Here is a 19,251-nt window from a genome sequence, read left to right as displayed (position 1 = left end):
AAAAGGCGTCCGTGGTGTAAACGGTCAAAAAACGCCCGTTAACGCCACTTTCAGGACGATTCCATTACGGTCAGCCAATTGCTATGTTCCGCTTAATTGCAAAGAAGTGTTTAGGCCACGAAAATGGAACGGTGGCTCTTAATTATGGCTAACAGGATTTGCACGGTGACTGCCATTATCACTGACGCCCAACTAAATTGTTATTGGAAAGTCAGACATTGTGGTTAGTCGATGACTGAAATCTGACAATTAAATTGATATTGATATTGATAGACCAATGACCTCGTTACGAATAGTTCGTAGCGAGGTCATTTTTTTCTGTTGGGATTGGGTGTAATACTAAGAAAAATTGCAGTTGTTAGTAACTAAATAAGCAATGGTAGGTCGCGTTATTTCGTCGTTAATGGTCCGGCTTGCATTAATTGTTGTTTTTGCTGCAAGCTGCGGAGATTTGTTGGCAAGTCTTGGGCATACATGAGTGAAAATAAAGTATCTAAGACGTATTCAAAAGCGGCTTGGGAGGCAAAAGTCCCGATTTTAGCAAAATTATATTCACTTTGTACGGTGACGATGGGATACGTGGCGGCTGATAATAATGGCGAATCGGGATTGCCGGTTAGGACGACTATTGGCACTTTTTGTTGCTGCAAGTAAGTCACGAATTGTTGATGCGTCCGGGTCGTGCCCGCGTAGGAAATAAAGATTGCCACGTCATTTGGGGTCAAGTTGGCGGCGTTCCAAGCTTCATCGCCATATTCTTCTGCGATGATGGCGAATTGATTGAGTTTGACGAGTTTATTTTGAAAGCTGCGTGCCCGCATCTGTGAATCGCCTTGGGCAAATAAGAATAGGCGCCGGGCTCCCCGTAATGTTTGGGCGACTTGTTGTAACAGCCCCGTATCCAATTGTTGATAAGTTGCGTTAATCGTGTTGACCGTCAACGCGGCCATTTTTTTCGCGATTGTTTGGGCATCGTCGTTCGGTGCCACCGGAAAATTGGCGTCCACCGTATCCAAGGCGTGCGCTTCATTAGCTGCCGCCGTGGTTAAAGCGGTTTGAAATTCCCGAAAACCGCGAAAGCCGAGTTTTTGTGCTAGGCGAATAATGGCTGAATGGGAAGTATAAGTGGCGGCGGCTAGGTCTTTGAGATAGATCGTCGTCATCGCCGGCAGATTGGCTAGGATATAAGCGGCAATCCGTTGTTCATTGTTCGTAAAGTCGCGTTGTTGTTTTAATTGGTCTAATAGTCGCATGTAAACCACCTCGTTAGTCATTGTACCGGGTGTCCGCTGAAAATAAAAGCAGCAAATTCACAATTATCACTTGACCTGGTACCGGTTTCATAAATTATGGTACTTATGTGAAACAAAACCTGGGAACGCTAACAATCATTATCAGAAAACAGTACAATGAATTTAACGAGGGGGCGGCAAGGTGACAAATATTCATGATATTGCGCGGTTGTCCGGTTATTCCGTTTCGACGGTGTCACGAGTGATCAATCATCAAAAGTATGTGGCGGATGATAAACGCGCTAAAGTTGAAGCGATTATGCGGGAGCTAGACTATGTTCCGAATCGCTTGGCGCGGGATTTAAGTAAAGGGCAAACCAAAACGATTGGGGTTGTCTTACCATATGCCAACCATCCATACTTTGCACGCGTGATTGACGGCATTATGAGTGCCGGTTTTGCGGCGGGCTATAAGATTACGTTGCTGCCGACTAATTATGATATGACGGTTGAACGGCGTTACTTGGACCAACTCCGCGGCAAAGCATACGATGCGTTAATTTTTACGTCCCGCAGTAGTTCGTTGGATACGTTGGAACGGTATCGTAAGTATGGGCAAATCGTCTGTTGTGAAGACCCCGGCGATGACCGTGAATTAGCGGCCGCGTTCACGGATCGAATGGCGTCCTATGTGCACGCGATGCAATGGGCCAAAAAACACGGCTATGAAACGATGGGTGTGGTCTTGAGTCGTAATAATGTAATCAGTGCTAGTACGCGGGTCACGCGCCGCGCTTACGAGCAAGTTTATGGGCCCTTAACGGACGACCACTTGTTTACTGGGGCGGTCAATTATGATGACGGCTACCATGCTGGTCAATATTTCGCCAACTTAAAGCCGACCGTCGATGTGATTTTTGCCAATGGTGATGACATTGGCGCGGGGGTTGAACAGTATTTCGACCATCATGGCTTGCCGGCGATTCCGGTCATTGGTCAAGAGAATCTATTGTCGAGTCGGTTATTGAACTTTTCCACCATTGATCACCATTTAGAAGCGCTCGGCCAAGCCGCGTTTCGATTAGCGACGGGGAAAACTCGGACGCATGAACTTATTAAATCAGATTTTATTATTCGTTAGGCTGGAGGCCGCAAACATGGTAGCAAAATTAGCAGTTTTTGACATTGATGACACTTTATTAGCTCGTAACAAACAATTCTTACCGAGCACGTTGGCAAGTATTAAACAATTAAAGCAACAGGGCATTCACGTGGCAATTGCCACGGGTCGTAACATGGCGATGGCCCGGAAAGTGATTACGGCCTTAGATTTAAAAGACTATGTCTTGTGTAACGGCTCCGCGGCCTTTGCCGACCAGCAACAAGTCCATCGGCATACGTTGTCCAAAGAAAATGTGGCGAAATTAGTACAAGCTGCCGATGAACAACAAGTGGACATCGTGTTGGAATCCTTAGATGGGTTACATACGCATACCCATCCTAGCCAAAAGACGCGGGATGTGTTGACGACCTTCAAGGCCCCGGCATTAACTTATGACCCCGACTTTTATAAAAATGAACCCGTCTATCAAGCGATGATGTTTTACGATGAAAGCCAAGCGGCCAGTTTACCACACCCAGATGAATTTTCATTCGTGCGCTTCCACGATTACGGGGTAGACGTGATTCCAAAGGTTGGGTCCAAAGCACAAGGCATTGCCAAATTAGCAGCTAACTTACAAGTCGCCCCCGAAAATGTGGTAGCTTTTGGTGACGGTCAAAACGACCGTGAAATGCTTAAGAGCGCCGGTGTCGGTATCGCCATGGGCAACGCCGCCGACAACGTCAAAGCTATGGCCGACCTGACAACCACTGACTGTGACCACGATGGTATTGAAAATGGGTTGAAGATGGTCGGCTGGTTGTAAACCGTTTTTGTACGGCTAAACCAGCAGTTGCAAAGCGATTCAATTTTGAATGATTAATTAAATGCCGATAATAATAAATCCTGCGCAAACTTTGAATGTAACTAAAGTTTGTGCAGGATTTTTAATTGATGAATTATTTACAAATAAAGTTAGTTTAGCTGGAATCACTGACAACCGGAAGCGGCAATTTCAACAGCAGAGCCTAGTGAGCTTTGAATAAGGTTGTTAAGTAGTCCATGAAAGTCTTTAAATAACGCTCTGTGTCGACGTTGATGGCGACTTTGTCGGTGGTTGGTTCGTTTAAGCGTGCGGGATCGCCGATGGTCCGACCGTAGTCTTCGCCACTAGCTTGGACGAACATGTCCAAATCAAATGTGGTGACGAAACTTGGGTATAACGCCACGCCGACTGCTAATGGATCATGTAAGGCACAGCCGTGTAAGTGGGGACTCGTGACTTTATAAGCGTCGATGTAGTAATCCACGATGTCAGCGAACTTTTCGCCGGCGGTAGTCTTTAAGTCACGCCATTGACCAGTTTCCTTAGTCGTCAACAAGGTCCGTAACGTCACGTCTAAGCCGACCATGGTTAATGGCATGGCGCTCGTGAAGACGGCGTTAGCGGCTTCAGCATCTTGGTTGATGTTTGCTTCGGCAAAGTGGCTGACGTTACCTGGAACGGTCAAGGCGCCCCCCATTAAGGTCACGTTACCAATCGTTGTGGCAATGTCGGGGGCTTTTTGTAAGGCGGCGGCCAAGTTAGTCAACGGACCGGTTGGCACTAAGGTCAAATCAGCACCGTATTGATGAACGGCATCAATTAAGAAGTCCACGCCTGATTGCGTTTCTAATTGGCGGGTTGGGGCGGGCAAGCTGACTTCACCAATCCCGTTTTTACCGTGGATTTGTTGCGAAATTGCCATCACGTCAAAATGTTCGGTGGTACTTGAATGGGGTTCCCCTAAAAAGACGGGGACATCGGTGGCGCCGAGTAATTCCAAAATTTGTAAGCTATTGTAGCCGGCTTGTTCCACGACCACATTTCCATAAGAACTAATAATCCCAATTAAATCCACATCTGGAGCGCCGACTGCATATGCAATCGCCATTGCGTCGTCGATCCCCGTGTCTAAATCTAAAATCATTTTACGTTTTGCCATGTGCTGTTCCTCCCTAATAGTAGGTGTTCATCAAGCATTGACTAACCTGATTATTACTAATTTTATTTTAGCGGTTTGCACGGAACTTGACAACTCAATTGCGAATTAAGGCGGATTTGGACTTGAGATTGTTCGGTTTCATTAATTCATGATAACGAATTTTGCAAATTGGAACCGCTGCCTTATACTAAAATCAAGGAAGTGACCCTTATGAGTACGAGTCAAACATTAAAAAGTGTGATTAATGCCCGACATTCAGTACGGCAATATGATGGCGAAACGGTCATTAAACCGGCTGAGTTACAAAAAATGTTGAAAACGGCTTTTTTAGCGCCGAGTGCGTTGAATTTACAACCGATTCGCGCGTTGGTGATTAGTTCCCCAGTGTTGCGGCAAAAACTAACCGCGGCGACTGGCAATACGAGTCAGTTAACCACGGCTAGTGCGGTCGTTTTATTCGTCAATGATCGGGAGAATCTGAATGAAGCGCGTCCCTTTGCGCCAGCGAACGGGACGAAGCCCGCGCCGGCGACGACCACGGCGGCGTTAGATTGCGGCTTAGTGGCGATGCAGTTTATGTTAGTCGCCAAGGACCATGGTTATGACACCAATCCGATGACAGGGTTTGACCATGCGGCGTTTAGTGAGATTTTGAATTTGGATACGGACCGCTATGACCCACAACTATTAGTGTCTATTGGGGTCGCTGCCCAACCAGCTAGTCCGGCTAAACATAAAAATATCAAAGCGTTAGTCGATTTTCGATAAAATTACGGGGATGACAGTGTGAATTTTGAAAAGCAATATCGCTACAACGGTAAAAATCCATTAGGGCTAACGGCGCAACCGACCCAGCCCGATGAAAAGTTTAGCGATGAAAAAGCTATTAAATTGGAAATTACGAAGAACATTAAGCAACTAAACGAACTACAAGGCAAGCTGTATGCCCAAGACCGCTACGGCGTTTTAATTATTTTCCAAGCGATGGACGCCGCCGGCAAAGATAGTATGATTGCTCATATTATGAGTGGGGTTAATCCGCAAGGGTGTGAGGTCAAGTCCTTTAAACAACCGACCACTAATGAAATCGCGCATGATTATTTATGGCGGATTCACAATGCTGTGCCCAAGCGCGGGATGATTGGAATTTTTAATCGGTCTTATTATGAAGATGTCCTCGTTAGCCGCGTCCATCCGGAGATTATCGTTAATGAACACATCGGTGATATTCAAACGGCGGACCAAGTTAATGACGAGTTTTTCAAACGCCGTTACAAAGATATGCGGTATTTTGAAGATTATTTACAGCATAATGGCTATACCGTATTGAAATTCTTTTTACACATGTCCAAAGCCGAGCAAAAACAACGTTTTATTCGCCGGATTGAGATTCCAAGTCACAATTGGAAGTTCTCCGCAGCCGACATTCGGGAACGGAAATATTGGGACCAGTATCAACAAGTGTACGATGATGCCCTGACCAAGACCGCTACGAAGGCCGCGCCTTGGTACGTGATTCCATCTGACAGTAAATGGTATTCACGCTTGTGTGTGTCGGAGATTATTAATCAACGGCTCAGTGAGCTGCCATTAGCGTATCCGTCATTGGATGCGAGTGCGCAAGCGCAATTGAAGACTGCGTTAAATCAATTGGACCGTGAAACTGACTAAGCTTTTATGGGTCAAATAAGTAAATCCAGCTGATGAATTTTAAGTTCATTGGCTGGATTTTATTGTTCCTATTTTTATTGTCGAAACGTGGAAAAAAGGGCAGGTTGTTCCGCTTAACCCGGGATTGGCAACCATGCCCAAAGCCCAGGCATAATTGCCAATCCCACGTTAATGCTCGCAACCTGGGCGCCCTTTTTTCCACTCTGGCCACCAAAACCCGCAGTGCATTATTAATAGCGCTGCGGGCCTCGGGGGTTGGTGAATGTAAAAACTGACCAGTTAACAGTTTAAGGGTGGATAACGGCCAGAATTTACGCAAATTAATGCCACTCAGCTAAGATTAGGTTGGTGGTTCGATTGGCGGCCAAAAGCGTCGTTGATGGCGTTTGACCTAGAAAAGCGCAACTAGTTCAAATTTTTTTCGTGAATTTCGCGCTAGTTGTCGTAATTAGTAAGTAGATGGCTACTTAACTGACCCGAATTTAACACCTTTCTAGGTGGTTACTTAGTAGAATGTTTTATTTGGAAGTTGACCGAATCAGCCTTATGCATACAAAAATTCCACGATGAGGCGGTCAACGACTGGATTGATGTGCAACATCGAATGTTCAGCCGTGAACGGACTGCCATGAATGACGTGGGTCACCGGCGCATATCCCGCTGCTTTAAGCGCGGTGCTAAATGCGAGGACCGGCTTTAAGGCGACTTCGCCGTCACCACTAGTCGACCAGATTTGTCCGGCAATATTTAAAATTGGTAAGTTGCTGGGCAGGCGCTTAATCGCCGTTTTTGCTCGCGGATAAGTCGACGCAATCGTCACAAACTTGTTGATTTGTGGAACGCCGGTTTTAGGGGCCATCGTTAAGTAATCAAAAATAATATTGCCGCCAGAAGAATGGCCGACCGCGTTGTAACGAGTGATGTGGTAGCGTTGCTTCAAAACGCGCATTACGGTGATGAGTTGGCGGGCCTGACGTTTACTATGGTGATTATCCGCGAAGATGACTTGAATCGTCGGATTATTTTTTAGTGGGGCCACTTTTTGGACGTGCACTTGCCCATGATAACTGACATTGACGACGAGGGCTTTGGTCATTAAGTGCGCCTGGCTGAGCCGGTGTACGAAGCCATTCGTGGAAAAAGCCCGGGCATAGTCGCCGGCCACAAAAACGGTGGGGATGTCAGTTTTGGTGACCGTCATCGTTTGTAATGGTCGTAAGCGGTGTTGCCAAAATGCACCGCTACCGACGACGATGCCGACGCTCACCGTCGCTAAAATCTTTATCCAAGTTGAATGTTGCATTTGAACGCCTCCGTCTCATTAATATTATTATAACGAGTTGGCGCGGAAATGTTTTTGCAAACGGTCCGGTTATCTACTAAAATTAGGACCATCAAAGCTTAATTGAGAAAGTTGGTAAACGATGAGTACAGAATATGATTTAACCATTATCGGGGGTGGCCCCGTGGGAATGTTTGCGGCCTTTTATGCCGGCATGCGTAATGCCCACGTCCAATTGCTGGAAAGTCTACCGGAACTTGGTGGCCAAGTCCAAGCCTTATATCCGGAAAAAATTATTCACGATATTGCCGGTTATCCGGCCATTCGTGCGCGTGATTTAGTACAACAGTTAGCACAACAAATGCAACAATTTCCAATTGATATTCGGTTGAAGTGTGCCGTGACCGATGTGACTGGTGAGATGGGTGACTTTACGATCACAACAGTTGATGGGCAGACGACGAAGAGTAAAGCCATTATCGTGGCTACCGGGAGTGGGGCGTTTGAACCCCGCAAACTGGCCGTCGACGGCGCCGAACAATTCGAAGACCGGCAACTCTTTTACCACATTCCGAGTGTCGAACAATTCAAAGACCAAACCGTGTTAGTTGCCGGTGGTGGCGATTCCGCGATTGATATGGCCTTGATGCTCGAACCCGTTGCTAAGCAAGTGTACATCATGCACCGCCGCGACCAATTTCGGGGAATGGAACATAGCGTTGATTTATTGAAGGCTTCTTCAGTCAAAATTAAGACTCCTTTCCTGATTAAAGAATTGGCCGAATTAGAAAATGGTCAATTGGATTTAACGATGAATGAAGTCCGTGGTGACGCTGTTGAACATTTGGCGGTGGACGCTTTAGTGGTCAATTATGGGTTTATCGCCGATAATAAGGTAATCCGTAATTGGCACGTGACCCCCGACATGGCGCATCGGTTGATTACCGTGGATACCGAAATGAATACGAATATCCCCGGGATTGCCGCCATTGGGGACACGGTCGTCTATCCTGGAAAGCTCGGTTTGATTGCGAGTGGCTTTGGGGAGGCACCGAATGCGGTCAACCAATTAATGATGCAGCTTTATCCAGAACGTCGGAGTCCGTTGCACAGTACCACATTATTTGAAAAGCGCGCCCACTAGGTTTGATGGCTTTAATGTAGCCGTGAGAGGAGTACCACGATGCAATCAATACCAACACCAACCATTAGTGAAATTTTACAGACTGAGTTTTTAACGCCTCAGCAGTTGTCGGTCAGTCAGTTCGCTCAGCGGTTATCGTGGTCACCAGCCCAAGTTGACGCGCTGATGCACGATCATTTGGCAATTACCCCGGAATTATCGCAACAATTGGGTGGTGTGTTAGGCGTCAGTGAGTTGCATTTTTGGCACCTACAACAAGATATTGATCAGCGCAATCGCGCCAACCAGCACGACTAAATCGAATGAAAATAGTAATTTTAATAGGCGCCTTAAGCTAAGTTAATGACTTGCTTAAGGCGCCTATTTGAATGGTTGAGCTTCAATTGATGTTCAGCTTAATTGCCGGGAGTACCGGTTGGCTTTTTGACGAGCACATAAATAAAATACGGCGCACCAATTACCGCTACTAATACGCCGACCGGTAATTCAGTTGTGGTCGTAATTAATTTGCCCAACGTATCCGCTGCCAGCAACAAGCTACTGCCAAGTAAGCCGGCCAAGATGAGCTGATAGCGTTGATGGCTACCAACGAGTTGGCGTGCCAGGTTCGGGGTAATTAAGCCCACAAAGCTGATAGCGCCGCTCAAGGCAACGCTGACACCGGCCAACATCGCAGCGAGCGCCATTAAGATTAGGCGGTGCCGTCGTAGTGAGACACCTAAGGCTTGCGCAGCGTCATCACCGAGGGTGAAGGCGCTGAGGACGGGTAATTCGCTGAGGATGCCCAGGGTACCGACAATTAACCATGGTAACGCCATGGCGATGTACGGCCAACTCGTGCCCCACATACTGCCGGCCAACCAATTCATGACGAATTGATAATTATCGGGTGAGAGTTTGAGCGTCATCAAGACCATTACGGCTGAAAAGCAGCCGGACAAGGCAATCCCCGTCAATAGTAAGCGATTAGGTGGACAACCAGTGGCAGGTTGATAGGCGCAAGCAAATACGAGCAGGGTACTGAGTAACGCCCCCGCTAGCGCGACGAGGGGCAATCCGTAGGTGGCGATGCTACTCATGTCGCCGGCCAATAACATCAATAACATGACCCCGAGCGAGACCCGCCCCGGTATTGATACCGAGCAGACTCGGGTCGGCAAGTGAATTTTGGGTTGTCGTTTGTAACACGCTGCCGGATAACGCTAGCGCCCAGCCAACAATAATCGCTAAAACAATGCGTGGCAACCGAAAGTTGAGCAGCACTAAGTTTTGGGTGTAAGTTCCGTGACCGGTCAAAATGGCGAAGATCGCAGTCGGTTGCAACCGCATCGTCCCGGTATTCAAGTTCGCAATTGTTAAAATAATTAAGGTAAGACTGAGACCGAGCAGCCACCCGTAAAAGCGCCGTTTATTCTGCATAGTGCGGCTCCTTTCGTGCCAAATAAATAAAACATGGCACCCCGATGAGCGCGATGATAATCCCAAACGGCGTTTCTTGTGGTGGATTGACCATCCGCGCCACTAAGTCCGCCGCAACGGTTAAGCTCGCCCCCAGTAATAACGTGATTGGCATCACGCGGCGGTAGTTGGTTCCAACTAAAAAGCGCGCTAAATGGGGCACTAGCAGGCCCACAAAGGTAATCGTCCCGACTAAGGCCACACTGACGCCTGATAAGATGACGACCGTGACTAGGGCGAGTGCCCGTAAGACTGGCAAACTCTTACCGAGACTATGGGCGGTGTTATCGGATAAGTAGGCGATGTTGAGACTGGGTGCCAGACATAAGGCGACAATTAAACCAATGAGGAGCCAAGGGCCGAGATGATTAAGTTGCGACCAACTGACCGCACCCATCCCGCTAAAATACCAGAACGCTAAGTCTTGCTTCAACTGGCCAACCAGCGCCAAACCTTCGCTTAACGCGGTAAATAAGCTACTGATGGCAATCCCAGCTAAGACTAGGGTACTGGGATTCAATTGCGTTTGTTGCATCGTACTAATCGCAAAAATCAACGCCGCGCTCATGGCGGCGCCCACAACCGCCCAGGCGGTCGTTTGTAAGGTTGTTAAATGCGGGAAAAACGCTAAACAGATCGTCAATAAGAAGCCGGCACCGGCATTGATGCCGAGTAAGCCGGAGTCGGCTAGCGGATTTTTAGTCACGCTCTGCATTAAGGCACCACTACCCGCTAACGCCGTTCCAATCAACGCGGCGCCTAAGACCCGAGGCACCCGAATTGTGCGGACGATTTGTTGGTCCAAGTTAGTCGTCTTAGCGGCCGTCACAGCTTGCCACACGTTATGCAAACTCGTTTGGTCGGCGCCCCAGCGAAGACTTGCCGCCATTAAGCCGATTAACAGGACCACACAGCCTAGCAAGGTTACCGTAAATGATTGCTTCTTCATTGCACATCCTCCGCGGGCGTAGCCGTTTCATACGTTAAGATGAGTGGTCGTCCTTCATAGGCGATTAGGGTGGCATCAATGTTGAAGATGCGCCGTAAGTTTTCCGCCGTCATCACATCATTGACCGTCCCACTCGCGGCCAAGGCCCCGTCTTTGATGGCAATGAGATTATCTGAAAAACGGGCGGCATGGTTCAAATCGTGCAGTGCCATAATAATGGTGCGGTCGGCACTTTGATTGAGTTCTTGAATTAACTGCATTACTTCTAATTGATGCGGTAAATCCAAGTAGGTCGTCGGTTCATCTAAAATAATCGTATCAGTATCTTGCGCAATCGCCATGGCGATCCAAGCGCGTTGGCGTTGACCACCAGATAAGTTGGTCAATGGCCGATCTTTTAAGGTGGTCAAGTGCGCTTTCGTTAACGCCCAGTCAATTTTTTCACGATCCAGCGCTGTTAGGCCACTTAACGGTTTGCGATAGGGTAAGCGTCCGAAAGTTACCAGTTCGGCGACGGTTAGTTCTGGTTTAGCCTGCGTAGTTTGGGGGAGGACCGCCAGTTTTTTGGCGAGCATTTTATGACTGAGGGTCGTTAAATTTTGGTCATCAAAAGTTAAGACGCCTTGGTCAATTTTTAACAGTTTGGCCATGGCGCGAATTAGCGTTGACTTGCCACTCCCGTTAGGGCCAATCAAAGTTGTGATTTGGCCGCGGGAAATGGTGATTGATAAGTCATTAATAATTGGATGTTGTGCATAGCCCACCTGAATATGGCGAGCGTCGATCAATTTTGCCATCGATTTTCTTCCCATCTTATGTAGAGTGCATGTTCTATTCTAATATGCTTTGTTGACAAATGATAGGGCTTTCGTTGATACTAGAAACAGTTTCAAATGGAAAGCGGAGGAATTGGTTGTGAAATGGCGTCAGTTAGTTAAGGTTGGATTAGTATTGAGTCTCGGTTTACTGGTTAGTGGGTGCAGCCAGGCGAGCAAGTCAACGAGCAAAACGCGGACGTTGACGGATAGCATGAGTCATCAAGTGAAAGTGCCGACGCATCCTAAACGGGTGGTCGGGAGTTACTTAGAAGATTATTTAGTCGCGGTCGGGGTCAAACCAGTCGTCCAATGGTCGGTCAAAAATGGCAGCGGCACCCAAGCGTACTTAAAAAAGGACCTCAAGGGCGTCAAGTTGATTGATTATTCCTTGCCGTATGAAGCGGTCACCAAGGCCAAACCCGATTTGATTTTGATGGGGACCAACAGTGCCGTGGCGAATGGTAAATATGCGCAATATAACAAAATCGCGCCAACATATGTGGTTAAAAATGGTGCGACCGTCAGTTGGCGGACGCAATTTTTAGACGTCGCTAAGGCCGTTAATCGGACGGCCCGGGCGAAAAAGGTTTTGAAAAAGTACGACCAAAAATTAGTGAGCGCCCGCAAGACGTTACAAAAAAAGGCGCCTAATCAATCGGCGACCGTTTTGTGGGTCACGAATAACACGGTCTACATGGTCAGCGATAAGTCGGCGAGTGGGTCGTTATTATACGGTGATTTGAAGTTGAAAGAGCCCGCTTTAGTTAAGCAAGTTTCCAAGAGTGCAACGGCGGATTGGTCAGCCGTTTCCTTGGAACGGTTAGCCAAAATTAAGACGGATAACATTTTCTTAGTCAACAGCCAAAAAGGCGCTTCCTTATTCAAGGACAAGCTCTGGAAACAAATCCCAGCAGTCAAGAATCACCACCTCTATCAATACGGCGATGACAGCAGCTGGCAGTACAAAGGTCCTATCGCCTACACGCAAATGATCAACATGGTCTTAAAAGACATGACGAAGTAAGTTTAGTCTGTAAATTGCCGTTCGGCGCCAATGATAATTCCAGCCGCCGTGGCGACCGGTTCAAGCCTGAAAAGCGGTCTCGAACCTCACTTTGAAGTAGTTGATTATTGCCGCAATTGGCCAACCGTAATTCCATCGTCCTGGGACCGGTTCAAGCCTGAGAAGCGGTCTTGAACCTCGCTTTTGAGCCTGAAACCCAAGTCTCAAAAGGCGTCCGTGGTGTAAATGGCCAAAAAACGGCCGTTAACGCCACTTTCAGGACGATTCCATTACGGTCGGCCAATTGCTAATTTCAGCCCACTTTCCAAACAATATTAAGTCTATGAAATGGTGGCTGAATATTTTCGATGGCAGTTAGTCAAATTAAAAATAGCTGTCGATAATCGACTTTGAAAAAGGACCTTTAAAGATGTCGGTGGTGTATGCTCGAACAAATGCTACTGTCACGGCGACTTCCATTATCATTGATGCCCAACTGAATTGATGATTTATTTAAAATGGTGTGACTGCAATTTTGTGGTCGCACCATTTATGTTGATGATGCTTTCACGGAAACTGCTATTATCACTGAGGGACAACTAAATTAGTCCTTTGTCTGAAATAGGTGACTTTCAAATTGTTGTCACACTATTTGGTATAAGCATCAATTTAGCTACCAGCTGACCGTAATGTAATCCGCCGTGCAGGTGGCGTTAACGGGATTGGCCTGTATCCCGTTTACACCACGGACGTCTTTTGAGACTTGTTTTTTAGGCTCAAAAGCGAGGTTCAAGACCGGTCCTCAGGCTTGGACCGGTCCGCATGGCGGATGGAATTACGGTCAGCTGGTAGCGGTAATTTAAATACGAAAAAAAACGGACGTCCAGAACAGCTAATCGCTGTTAGGGGCGTCCGTTTTGGTGACCACTATTCGTTGCTGGTTAAGCTTAATTCATTCATGAAAGTTAAGAGTAACTTGGCGTAGCTCGGGTGGTCGGTGTTATTTTTAGCTTCGGTCTGCATTTCTTTGAGATTGTCGGTGATGATACCGTCAACGCCCATGAACATCATCTGATCCATTTGATCGGTGTCATCGATGTCCCATGCATAGACCTTCTTGTTGTAACGGTCAGCTTTGTCGACGAACTGGTCGTTGAGCGTGGTGACTTCCATCGTATAACCGTTGGCGTCCGTGTGGGGGAACGTTAAGTTATATGGCAAAATGTAGCTGACATACTGTTTGTTATCGAGTCGCTTTAAATCCGACATGACTTTGTAGCTTAGCGTATGCATCTGTTCGTGGTTGGCTAACATTTTAGCGCCATATAATTTGATGAAACGCTTCGTATCCGCGCGTGTGTAGTAAGAGTTCGTTTTGATTTCGACCAACAGTTTTTGATGGTGCTTAATTGCAGCATTCAAATAGGTCGAAAAACTTGGAATCTTTGCGCTATGCCCATTTTCACGGACCGTAATTTTTTCGAGCTGTTTCAAGGTTAATTGATATGGCTTTTTATTAACGCCCGCTAATGCTTTTAAATTGGTATCGTGCATGACGACAAATTGATGGTCTTTCGTCACTTGGATATCCATTTCAACGTAATCGGGGTGTTCCTTGCTCGTTTTGATTAATGCCGGAATGGTGTTTTGCACGCCATTACCGTTATCGACGCCCCGATGGGAAATCATAATCGGCTTCGTAATCGCTAAAACGTTTAAATAAATTAAATTGAAACCAACGAGTAAGCCGCTTGCGAGGACTAAGCCGATGATGACCGAACTACGCGTTAATCGGCGTAAGCGGGGTGGTTCGTTGAAACGTAATGTCCGTTCATGGGGTAATGATAAATCTTGGCGATAACAAGCAATAATTAACATCATGAACAAAGCCGTGGTATAGCAAATAATGACTTCCGTGACGATTTCCATCAAGAATAAATTGACGGTCGCCGCGGCCATCCCAAAGTTGGTTTTGTCAAAACCTAATTGGGCCGCGTAAATGGCAGCGTATAAGACCGTGACCATGATGGTGACCATGAAGAGGATGACTAACATGTGCCACAAGTACCGCCAGAAGCGGCCCCGAGTTTGCCGCCAAGACGTGCTAACGGCGGTCCGCCAAGGTAAGTGGTCGATAATCATGAGGGGTAACATGTTCATCAAGCGAATCCCAACATAACCCGCAACAGCGTAGAATACGCCTAATCCCAGTGCCATCCAAGGATTGTCGAGCAAGTAGCTGACAATGAAGGCGGGAATACGGGCTTTGTTGAGCAGTGGGGTGGTAAACATAAAACTCCCAAATGGCAAAATCACTAGGAAATATAAAATAAAAAATAAAAAGTTACCAATGGACGTATCATGCAGACTTGAAACGGTATCGCGTAACACGCCGCGCACGGTCTGTTGACGTCCCCGGAAGATATTCATTATTCCAAGCAATAAGAAAGCAAATTGCCAATAAACCAAAATAATAATTGCGAGTAAAATAGCTAGCATCCCGATGGCTGCCACGGGATGCTGAATCAAAATAGTCCCGGCATTAGTATACGACACGTATGCTACGCCTTGGGATTTGAGCAACATTTCTAATGCCCAGTTGAAGAAGGGAATGGCTAAATAACTGATCCCCAAATTAGTGCCAAATATTAAGGCAACATAACTGCCCCAGTGTTGATAAAACCGGCGCGAGCCTTGCCACCAAAAACGCCATGCACCCATACTGCGCCCCCTAAATTAAGATAGTTATAGTTTAGCATTAAAGTTGTAAAGGTTGAAAGATTTCTAAGCCGCGTGTTGGTGTCGCTTCGCCCGGGCACTGTCGAACGCTGTGGGGACCGGTGTCAGCCAAAGAGCGGTCTGACACCTCGCTTTTAAGCCGATAGCCCGCGTCTTAAAAGACGTCCCGCAAAATTAGCTGGCAAAGTTCACCAGCCAACTTTGCCGCCACGGCGCTCGACAGTGCCCGGGCTATGCTTGAACTCGCCGCTGTTTTGATTCTAATAACGTTTGAGTGGCAATATTGGTCATATCCCCGTTATCGTGAATTTGGGTCCCGCATCCGAATTCAATCTCAAAATAACTAGCCATAAGCATACACTAAAAATCCGGCGCTCGATTAACGAGTACCGGATTTTAGGAAACTATTTAGAACTACTACTGCTAGTAGTGGTGTTGCTGTCGTTGTCATCCGGGTTAGTAATCTTAATCCGGGTCGAATCAGTCTTCTTATGGGCATCTTCAGGCGCATCGGTCTTGTAGAGCGATTGCGTTGATTTGTTGCCGTTTTCGGAATAGAGACTCGTTGACGACTTCTTCAAAGCATCTTGAATCTTGATTTCTTTTTGCAGGCCATCCGCGTAGTTATACTTCGACGCGTCGACTTTCTTGAAATCTTTTGGCGTGTAGAAGCGCAGTAAGTTTTTAGAATTTAACGAGTCCGATAAACTCAATTCTTTATTAACTTTCTTTTGGTCGGCGTCGACCGCTTTTTGGACGGCTTCCGTCGCATCGAGCTTCTCACCGGTGGCATTGCTGTAAATCTTGCCATTTAAGACGGTATACTTCGGTGTGACGAAATCCCGATTCCGGAAGGCGACGACTTGATCGTGGTCCTTGGAGAATAAGTCAGTCCCAAACTGAATGTAGCGTTTGCTAGAAATCCCTAACAAATGCAAAATTGTTGGTAAGACGTCGATTTCACCACCGTACGTTGATTCAACTTTCCCGGATTTAATGCCGGGGATGTTGATCATAAATGGCACGCGTTGGAGTTGGGCGTTGTCATACGCCGTCCAGTCTTTGGCCGATTTGCCTAAGATTGGCGCTAAAGTCGTATTTTCACTGTTGGATAACCCGTAATGGTCCCCGTATAAGACAATCATTGAATTTTTCAGCAACCCGGATTTCTTCAAGTAAGCGTAAAATTCTTTAACAGATTGGTCCAAATAGTGCGCCGTTTGGAAATAACCGTTAATCGCCGAATCACTCGTGTCGGTCGTCTTGAAGTTAGTATCTTCACTATCCAAGGTGAACGGGAAGTGGTTGGTGACGGTAATGTACTTCACATAAAACGGTTGTTGCAACCGTTCCAAGTATTGCACGGAGTTTTTGAACAATAACTTGTCCTTTAACCCATACCCAGTTGATTTGTCGCCGGTCGTATCAAAGTAACTGGCATCGAAGAAATATTGATAGCCCATGTTTTTGTACGTGTTATTCCGGTTCCAGAAACTAGCGACGTTACCATGGAAGACGGCGGATGAGTATTTGGCTCGTTGATTCAAAATCGCCGGTGCTGCTTGGAACGTGTTGTCCGAACCGAGTTGCGAGAACAAGGACCCGGTTGATAAGCCATACGTACTCGTTTCGAGCATGTTTTCAGCATCACTGGTTTTCCCTTGACCAACTTGGTGGAAGAAGTTCTTGAACGAATACGTCGAATTACTGTGATAGAGCTTGTTTAAAAACGGCGTGACTTCTTTACCATTAATCTTTTTGTCGATTAAGAATTGTTGGAAACTTTCCAAGTGAATGACGATCACATTTTTCCCTTTGGCGATACCATACATCTTGGCATTCGGCGCCGCATAGTGGGAAGTCGTGTAATCCTTAACGGTATCTAACTCGGACTTTTTGGCACTGGCCCGTTGATGGTTCGTCTGTTCATCTTTGATCCCATCATAGACGGTAAACGCATCGAGCCCTAAATACTTAACGATATAGTTGCGGTCAAAAGTCCGCGTCAATAATTGCGGCCGGTTACTTTCCGCTAACGTTAAGTTCAACGCAAAGCCAGCAATCGCAACCGAAGTGTAGGCGAAAGCTTTGCGTTTTTTTAGCGGCCGGTCATCGTGTTTGATGCGATGGAAGATAAAGAACCCCAGAACCACAATAATATCAATCCAATAAATGAAATCATACCAGTTCGTTAAAGCTAGTGAGGAACCGGTCAGCCCCTGATTCACTTTTGAATAACCGGTTACCGTACTAACAGTCATAAAGTCTGTAAATTCGCGATAATAGATTACATTGGCATACAACAAAACTGTGTTTAAGGCGTCAATCAACAGTAAGATGTAGTAATAAAAGCCAGTTTTGCGAATATACAGCGCTAAACTAAATAAAAACACCGTAGTTGCTAATGGATTCACGATCATTAGCAGCACTTGTAGAATATCAGAAACCCCTAAGTTGAATTCTACTAAGTACGCAAAGAGGGTCTTGGCCCAAAATAAAAAGATTAATAGCCAAAAAAACCCAATCCGCGTATTGAGGTGTTGGCGGAGTTTGGTAAGCATGTGTGTAAGACCTCATTTGTGACAAATTTGACTATGACGCAAAAAGCAGTCATCAAGTCATTTTAACATAACCCAGCCAACGGCAATCGCTAACATTTTTAAAAATGGCTTAAGTTCGCGAGAGTGTGCCAAAAGGCGGTTAGTTTGCGAGCATTAACGTGGAAGCGGCAATTATGCCGGGCTTTGGCATGGTTGCCGCTTCCGGGTTAAGCGGAACAAACTGCCTTTTGGCGCACGTTTCGACAATAAAAATGATAAAAATAAAATTTCAGCAGGCACTAATTTTCGAGTTATGTCTCAGTCTTTAGTTGACGAACCTTGAGTTAACGGGTATTGTCGAGGGTATTAATTAAGGATGGTGACGAACTTGGAGATTAAAACGAGTAATCAAACGACGTCAGCCGTTTACGCGGATGCGATTGCGATTCGTAAGGCGGTATTTATTCAGGAACAACATATCGATCCCGCTTTGGAGCTGGATACCGTCACCGCCGCAACGTGGCATTACGTCTTATATGACGAAGCCGGGCAAGCGGTAGCCACCGCCCGAATGACGCCCGAAACCGGCGGCCAACAGCATATTCAGCGGGTCGCCACCTTAAAAACGGCCCGCGGTCACGGTTATGCCCAAGCAATTATTCGCCAGATGATAGTAGATGCCCGCAGTCATGGTGACCGGCAACTCGTTTTAGGGGCCCAAGTGACGGCCCAGAGTTTTTACACGCAACTAGGCTTCGTCCCTCAAGGTGAACAGTTTATGGAAGCTGGTTTGGCGCATCAGGAGATGGCGATGACGCTTTAGTTTGGTAGCGAACTAATCGGATGTATACCGGTGGTACAGTAAGTAGGGCAGTAATGAGCGGAACAGAAAAGAGTAGCAATCAACATAATTCAAGGTTGAAATTGGCAGATCAGACTGGGGTTGTCTTACACGAAGCCGAATTAATACGCGTGGTTAAAGTGCAACGACATTTAGTTGAAATTACTCAAGATGCTCCGGTTACTGATTTTAAAGATTACCAAACCGTTCAAGACTGGTTGAATGATGACGATGCGGATTAAACGAAATGCCGTTCTGTATTTACTATGATGAAATTAGTAGCACAATCGATTGATTTATTAATGTGGATTTCCAAGTCTTATCCGGGATGGGGAAAACGAGGAATAGAACTCACAAACATATTTATGTTTTGAAACAATACTAAAACTAGCTCCGTAAGTATATTTAATCTTACGGAGCTAGTTTTAGTATTGTGGTAGATTGCAAATTTAATCCGAATTTTTGGACAAATTGTTCAGCATAACCT

At 46.4% G+C, this 19,251-nt stretch carries 18 protein-coding genes; 9 read left to right on the top strand and 9 right to left on the bottom strand.

Annotated elements, in window-relative coordinates:
* Positions 1–389: 389 nt before the first annotated feature.
* Positions 390–1,253 carry a MurR/RpiR family transcriptional regulator gene (locus DY78_RS13990; RefSeq protein WP_024624790.1) on the bottom strand — a complete coding sequence of 288 codons (864 nt, stop codon included), beginning with the start codon at positions 1,251–1,253 and terminating at the stop codon, positions 390–392.
* Between the two features lie 181 nt (positions 1,254–1,434).
* Between DY78_RS13990 and DY78_RS13985 the strand changes: the two genes are divergently transcribed.
* On the top strand, positions 1,435–2,373 hold the full coding sequence (locus DY78_RS13985; RefSeq protein WP_024624791.1) for a LacI family DNA-binding transcriptional regulator: 939 nt from the start codon (positions 1,435–1,437) through the stop codon (positions 2,371–2,373).
* Between the two features lie 16 nt (positions 2,374–2,389).
* Entirely contained in the window at positions 2,390–3,160 is a 771-nt protein-coding gene (locus DY78_RS13980; protein ID WP_024624792.1) for a Cof-type HAD-IIB family hydrolase, read from the top strand.
* 202 nt (positions 3,161–3,362) lie between these two features.
* On the opposite strand, the gene DY78_RS13975 is transcribed toward DY78_RS13980, so the two are convergent.
* Complete coding sequence (locus DY78_RS13975; protein ID WP_024624793.1) at positions 3,363–4,319, bottom strand: nucleoside hydrolase; 957 nt, start codon at positions 4,317–4,319, stop codon at positions 3,363–3,365.
* Positions 4,320–4,529: 210 nt separating this feature from the next.
* Here DY78_RS13975 and DY78_RS13970 point away from each other — a divergent pair, with 210 nt between their 5' ends.
* Both DY78_RS13970 and DY78_RS13965 read left to right on the top strand, forming a co-directional pair.
* On the top strand, positions 4,530–5,087 hold the full coding sequence (locus DY78_RS13970; protein WP_024624794.1) for a nitroreductase family protein: 558 nt from the start codon (positions 4,530–4,532) through the stop codon (positions 5,085–5,087).
* A gap of 18 nt (positions 5,088–5,105) precedes the next feature.
* Positions 5,106–5,990 (top strand): polyphosphate kinase 2 family protein, encoded by an 885-nt coding sequence (locus tag DY78_RS13965; RefSeq protein ID WP_024624795.1) that lies wholly within the window; start codon positions 5,106–5,108, stop codon positions 5,988–5,990.
* A 544-nt stretch (positions 5,991–6,534) separates the two neighbouring features.
* On the opposite strand, the gene DY78_RS13960 is transcribed toward DY78_RS13965, so the two are convergent.
* A complete protein-coding gene (locus DY78_RS13960; protein WP_024624796.1) occupies positions 6,535–7,293 on the bottom strand; it encodes an alpha/beta hydrolase in 759 nt (252 codons plus the stop codon).
* Between the two features lie 121 nt (positions 7,294–7,414).
* On the opposite strand from DY78_RS13960, the gene DY78_RS13955 reads away from it, so the two are divergent.
* Entirely contained in the window at positions 7,415–8,416 is a 1,002-nt protein-coding gene (locus DY78_RS13955; RefSeq protein ID WP_024624797.1) for an NAD(P)/FAD-dependent oxidoreductase, read from the top strand.
* A gap of 39 nt (positions 8,417–8,455) precedes the next feature.
* The gene (locus DY78_RS13950; protein WP_024624798.1) at positions 8,456–8,713 is read left to right on the top strand and encodes a helix-turn-helix transcriptional regulator; all 258 of its coding nucleotides are present in this window, start codon (positions 8,456–8,458) and stop codon (positions 8,711–8,713) included.
* 98 nt (positions 8,714–8,811) lie between these two features.
* On the opposite strand, the gene DY78_RS13945 is transcribed toward DY78_RS13950, so the two are convergent.
* From DY78_RS13945 to DY78_RS13935, 4 genes are read right to left on the bottom strand one after another with little or no spacing between them, the layout of a single operon-like run.
* Positions 8,812–9,513: a FecCD family ABC transporter permease gene (locus DY78_RS13945; RefSeq protein WP_268872509.1), complete on the bottom strand. Its 702-nt coding sequence runs from the start codon at positions 9,511–9,513 to the stop codon at positions 8,812–8,814.
* On the bottom strand, positions 9,488–9,835 hold the full coding sequence (locus DY78_RS16830; RefSeq protein ID WP_268872508.1) for an iron chelate uptake ABC transporter family permease subunit: 348 nt from the start codon (positions 9,833–9,835) through the stop codon (positions 9,488–9,490). Before DY78_RS16830 ends, DY78_RS13945 begins: the two co-directional genes overlap by 26 nt.
* Positions 9,825–10,823 (bottom strand): FecCD family ABC transporter permease, encoded by a 999-nt coding sequence (locus DY78_RS13940; protein WP_024624799.1) that lies wholly within the window; start codon positions 10,821–10,823, stop codon positions 9,825–9,827. The genes DY78_RS16830 and DY78_RS13940 overlap by 11 nt, the downstream gene beginning before the upstream one ends.
* Positions 10,820–11,620: an ABC transporter ATP-binding protein gene (locus tag DY78_RS13935; protein WP_029778980.1), complete on the bottom strand. Its 801-nt coding sequence runs from the start codon at positions 11,618–11,620 to the stop codon at positions 10,820–10,822. The genes DY78_RS13940 and DY78_RS13935 overlap by 4 nt, the downstream gene beginning before the upstream one ends.
* Before the next feature lie 112 nt (positions 11,621–11,732).
* Here DY78_RS13935 and DY78_RS13930 point away from each other — a divergent pair, with 112 nt between their 5' ends.
* Positions 11,733–12,665 (top strand): ABC transporter substrate-binding protein, encoded by a 933-nt coding sequence (locus DY78_RS13930; protein ID WP_051385224.1) that lies wholly within the window; start codon positions 11,733–11,735, stop codon positions 12,663–12,665.
* A gap of 906 nt (positions 12,666–13,571) precedes the next feature.
* On the opposite strand, the gene DY78_RS13925 is transcribed toward DY78_RS13930, so the two are convergent.
* Together DY78_RS13925 and DY78_RS13920 are read right to left on the bottom strand one after the other, a co-directional pair.
* Positions 13,572–15,365, bottom strand: a complete 1,794-nt coding sequence (locus DY78_RS13925) for a glycerophosphoryl diester phosphodiesterase membrane domain-containing protein (protein ID WP_024624802.1) — start codon at positions 15,363–15,365, stop codon at positions 13,572–13,574.
* 422 nt (positions 15,366–15,787) lie between these two features.
* Entirely contained in the window at positions 15,788–17,944 is a 2,157-nt protein-coding gene (locus DY78_RS13920; protein ID WP_033614269.1) for an LTA synthase family protein, read from the bottom strand.
* Between the two features lie 358 nt (positions 17,945–18,302).
* Here DY78_RS13920 and DY78_RS13915 point away from each other — a divergent pair, with 358 nt between their 5' ends.
* Positions 18,303–18,746 carry a GNAT family N-acetyltransferase gene (locus DY78_RS13915; RefSeq protein ID WP_420805690.1) on the top strand — a complete coding sequence of 148 codons (444 nt, stop codon included), beginning with the start codon at positions 18,303–18,305 and terminating at the stop codon, positions 18,744–18,746.
* Positions 18,747–18,799: 53 nt separating this feature from the next.
* The gene (locus DY78_RS13910; RefSeq protein ID WP_024624806.1) at positions 18,800–19,006 is read left to right on the top strand and encodes a hypothetical protein; all 207 of its coding nucleotides are present in this window, start codon (positions 18,800–18,802) and stop codon (positions 19,004–19,006) included.
* Positions 19,007–19,251: the final 245 nt, after the last annotated feature.

This window comes from Lactiplantibacillus fabifermentans DSM 21115 (assembly GCF_000498955.2).
In the GTDB taxonomy this organism is placed as follows: domain Bacteria; phylum Bacillota; class Bacilli; order Lactobacillales; family Lactobacillaceae; genus Lactiplantibacillus; species Lactiplantibacillus fabifermentans.
Note: the sequence above shows the minus strand (reverse complement) of the source record. Positions and strands in the feature narration are given on the sequence as shown.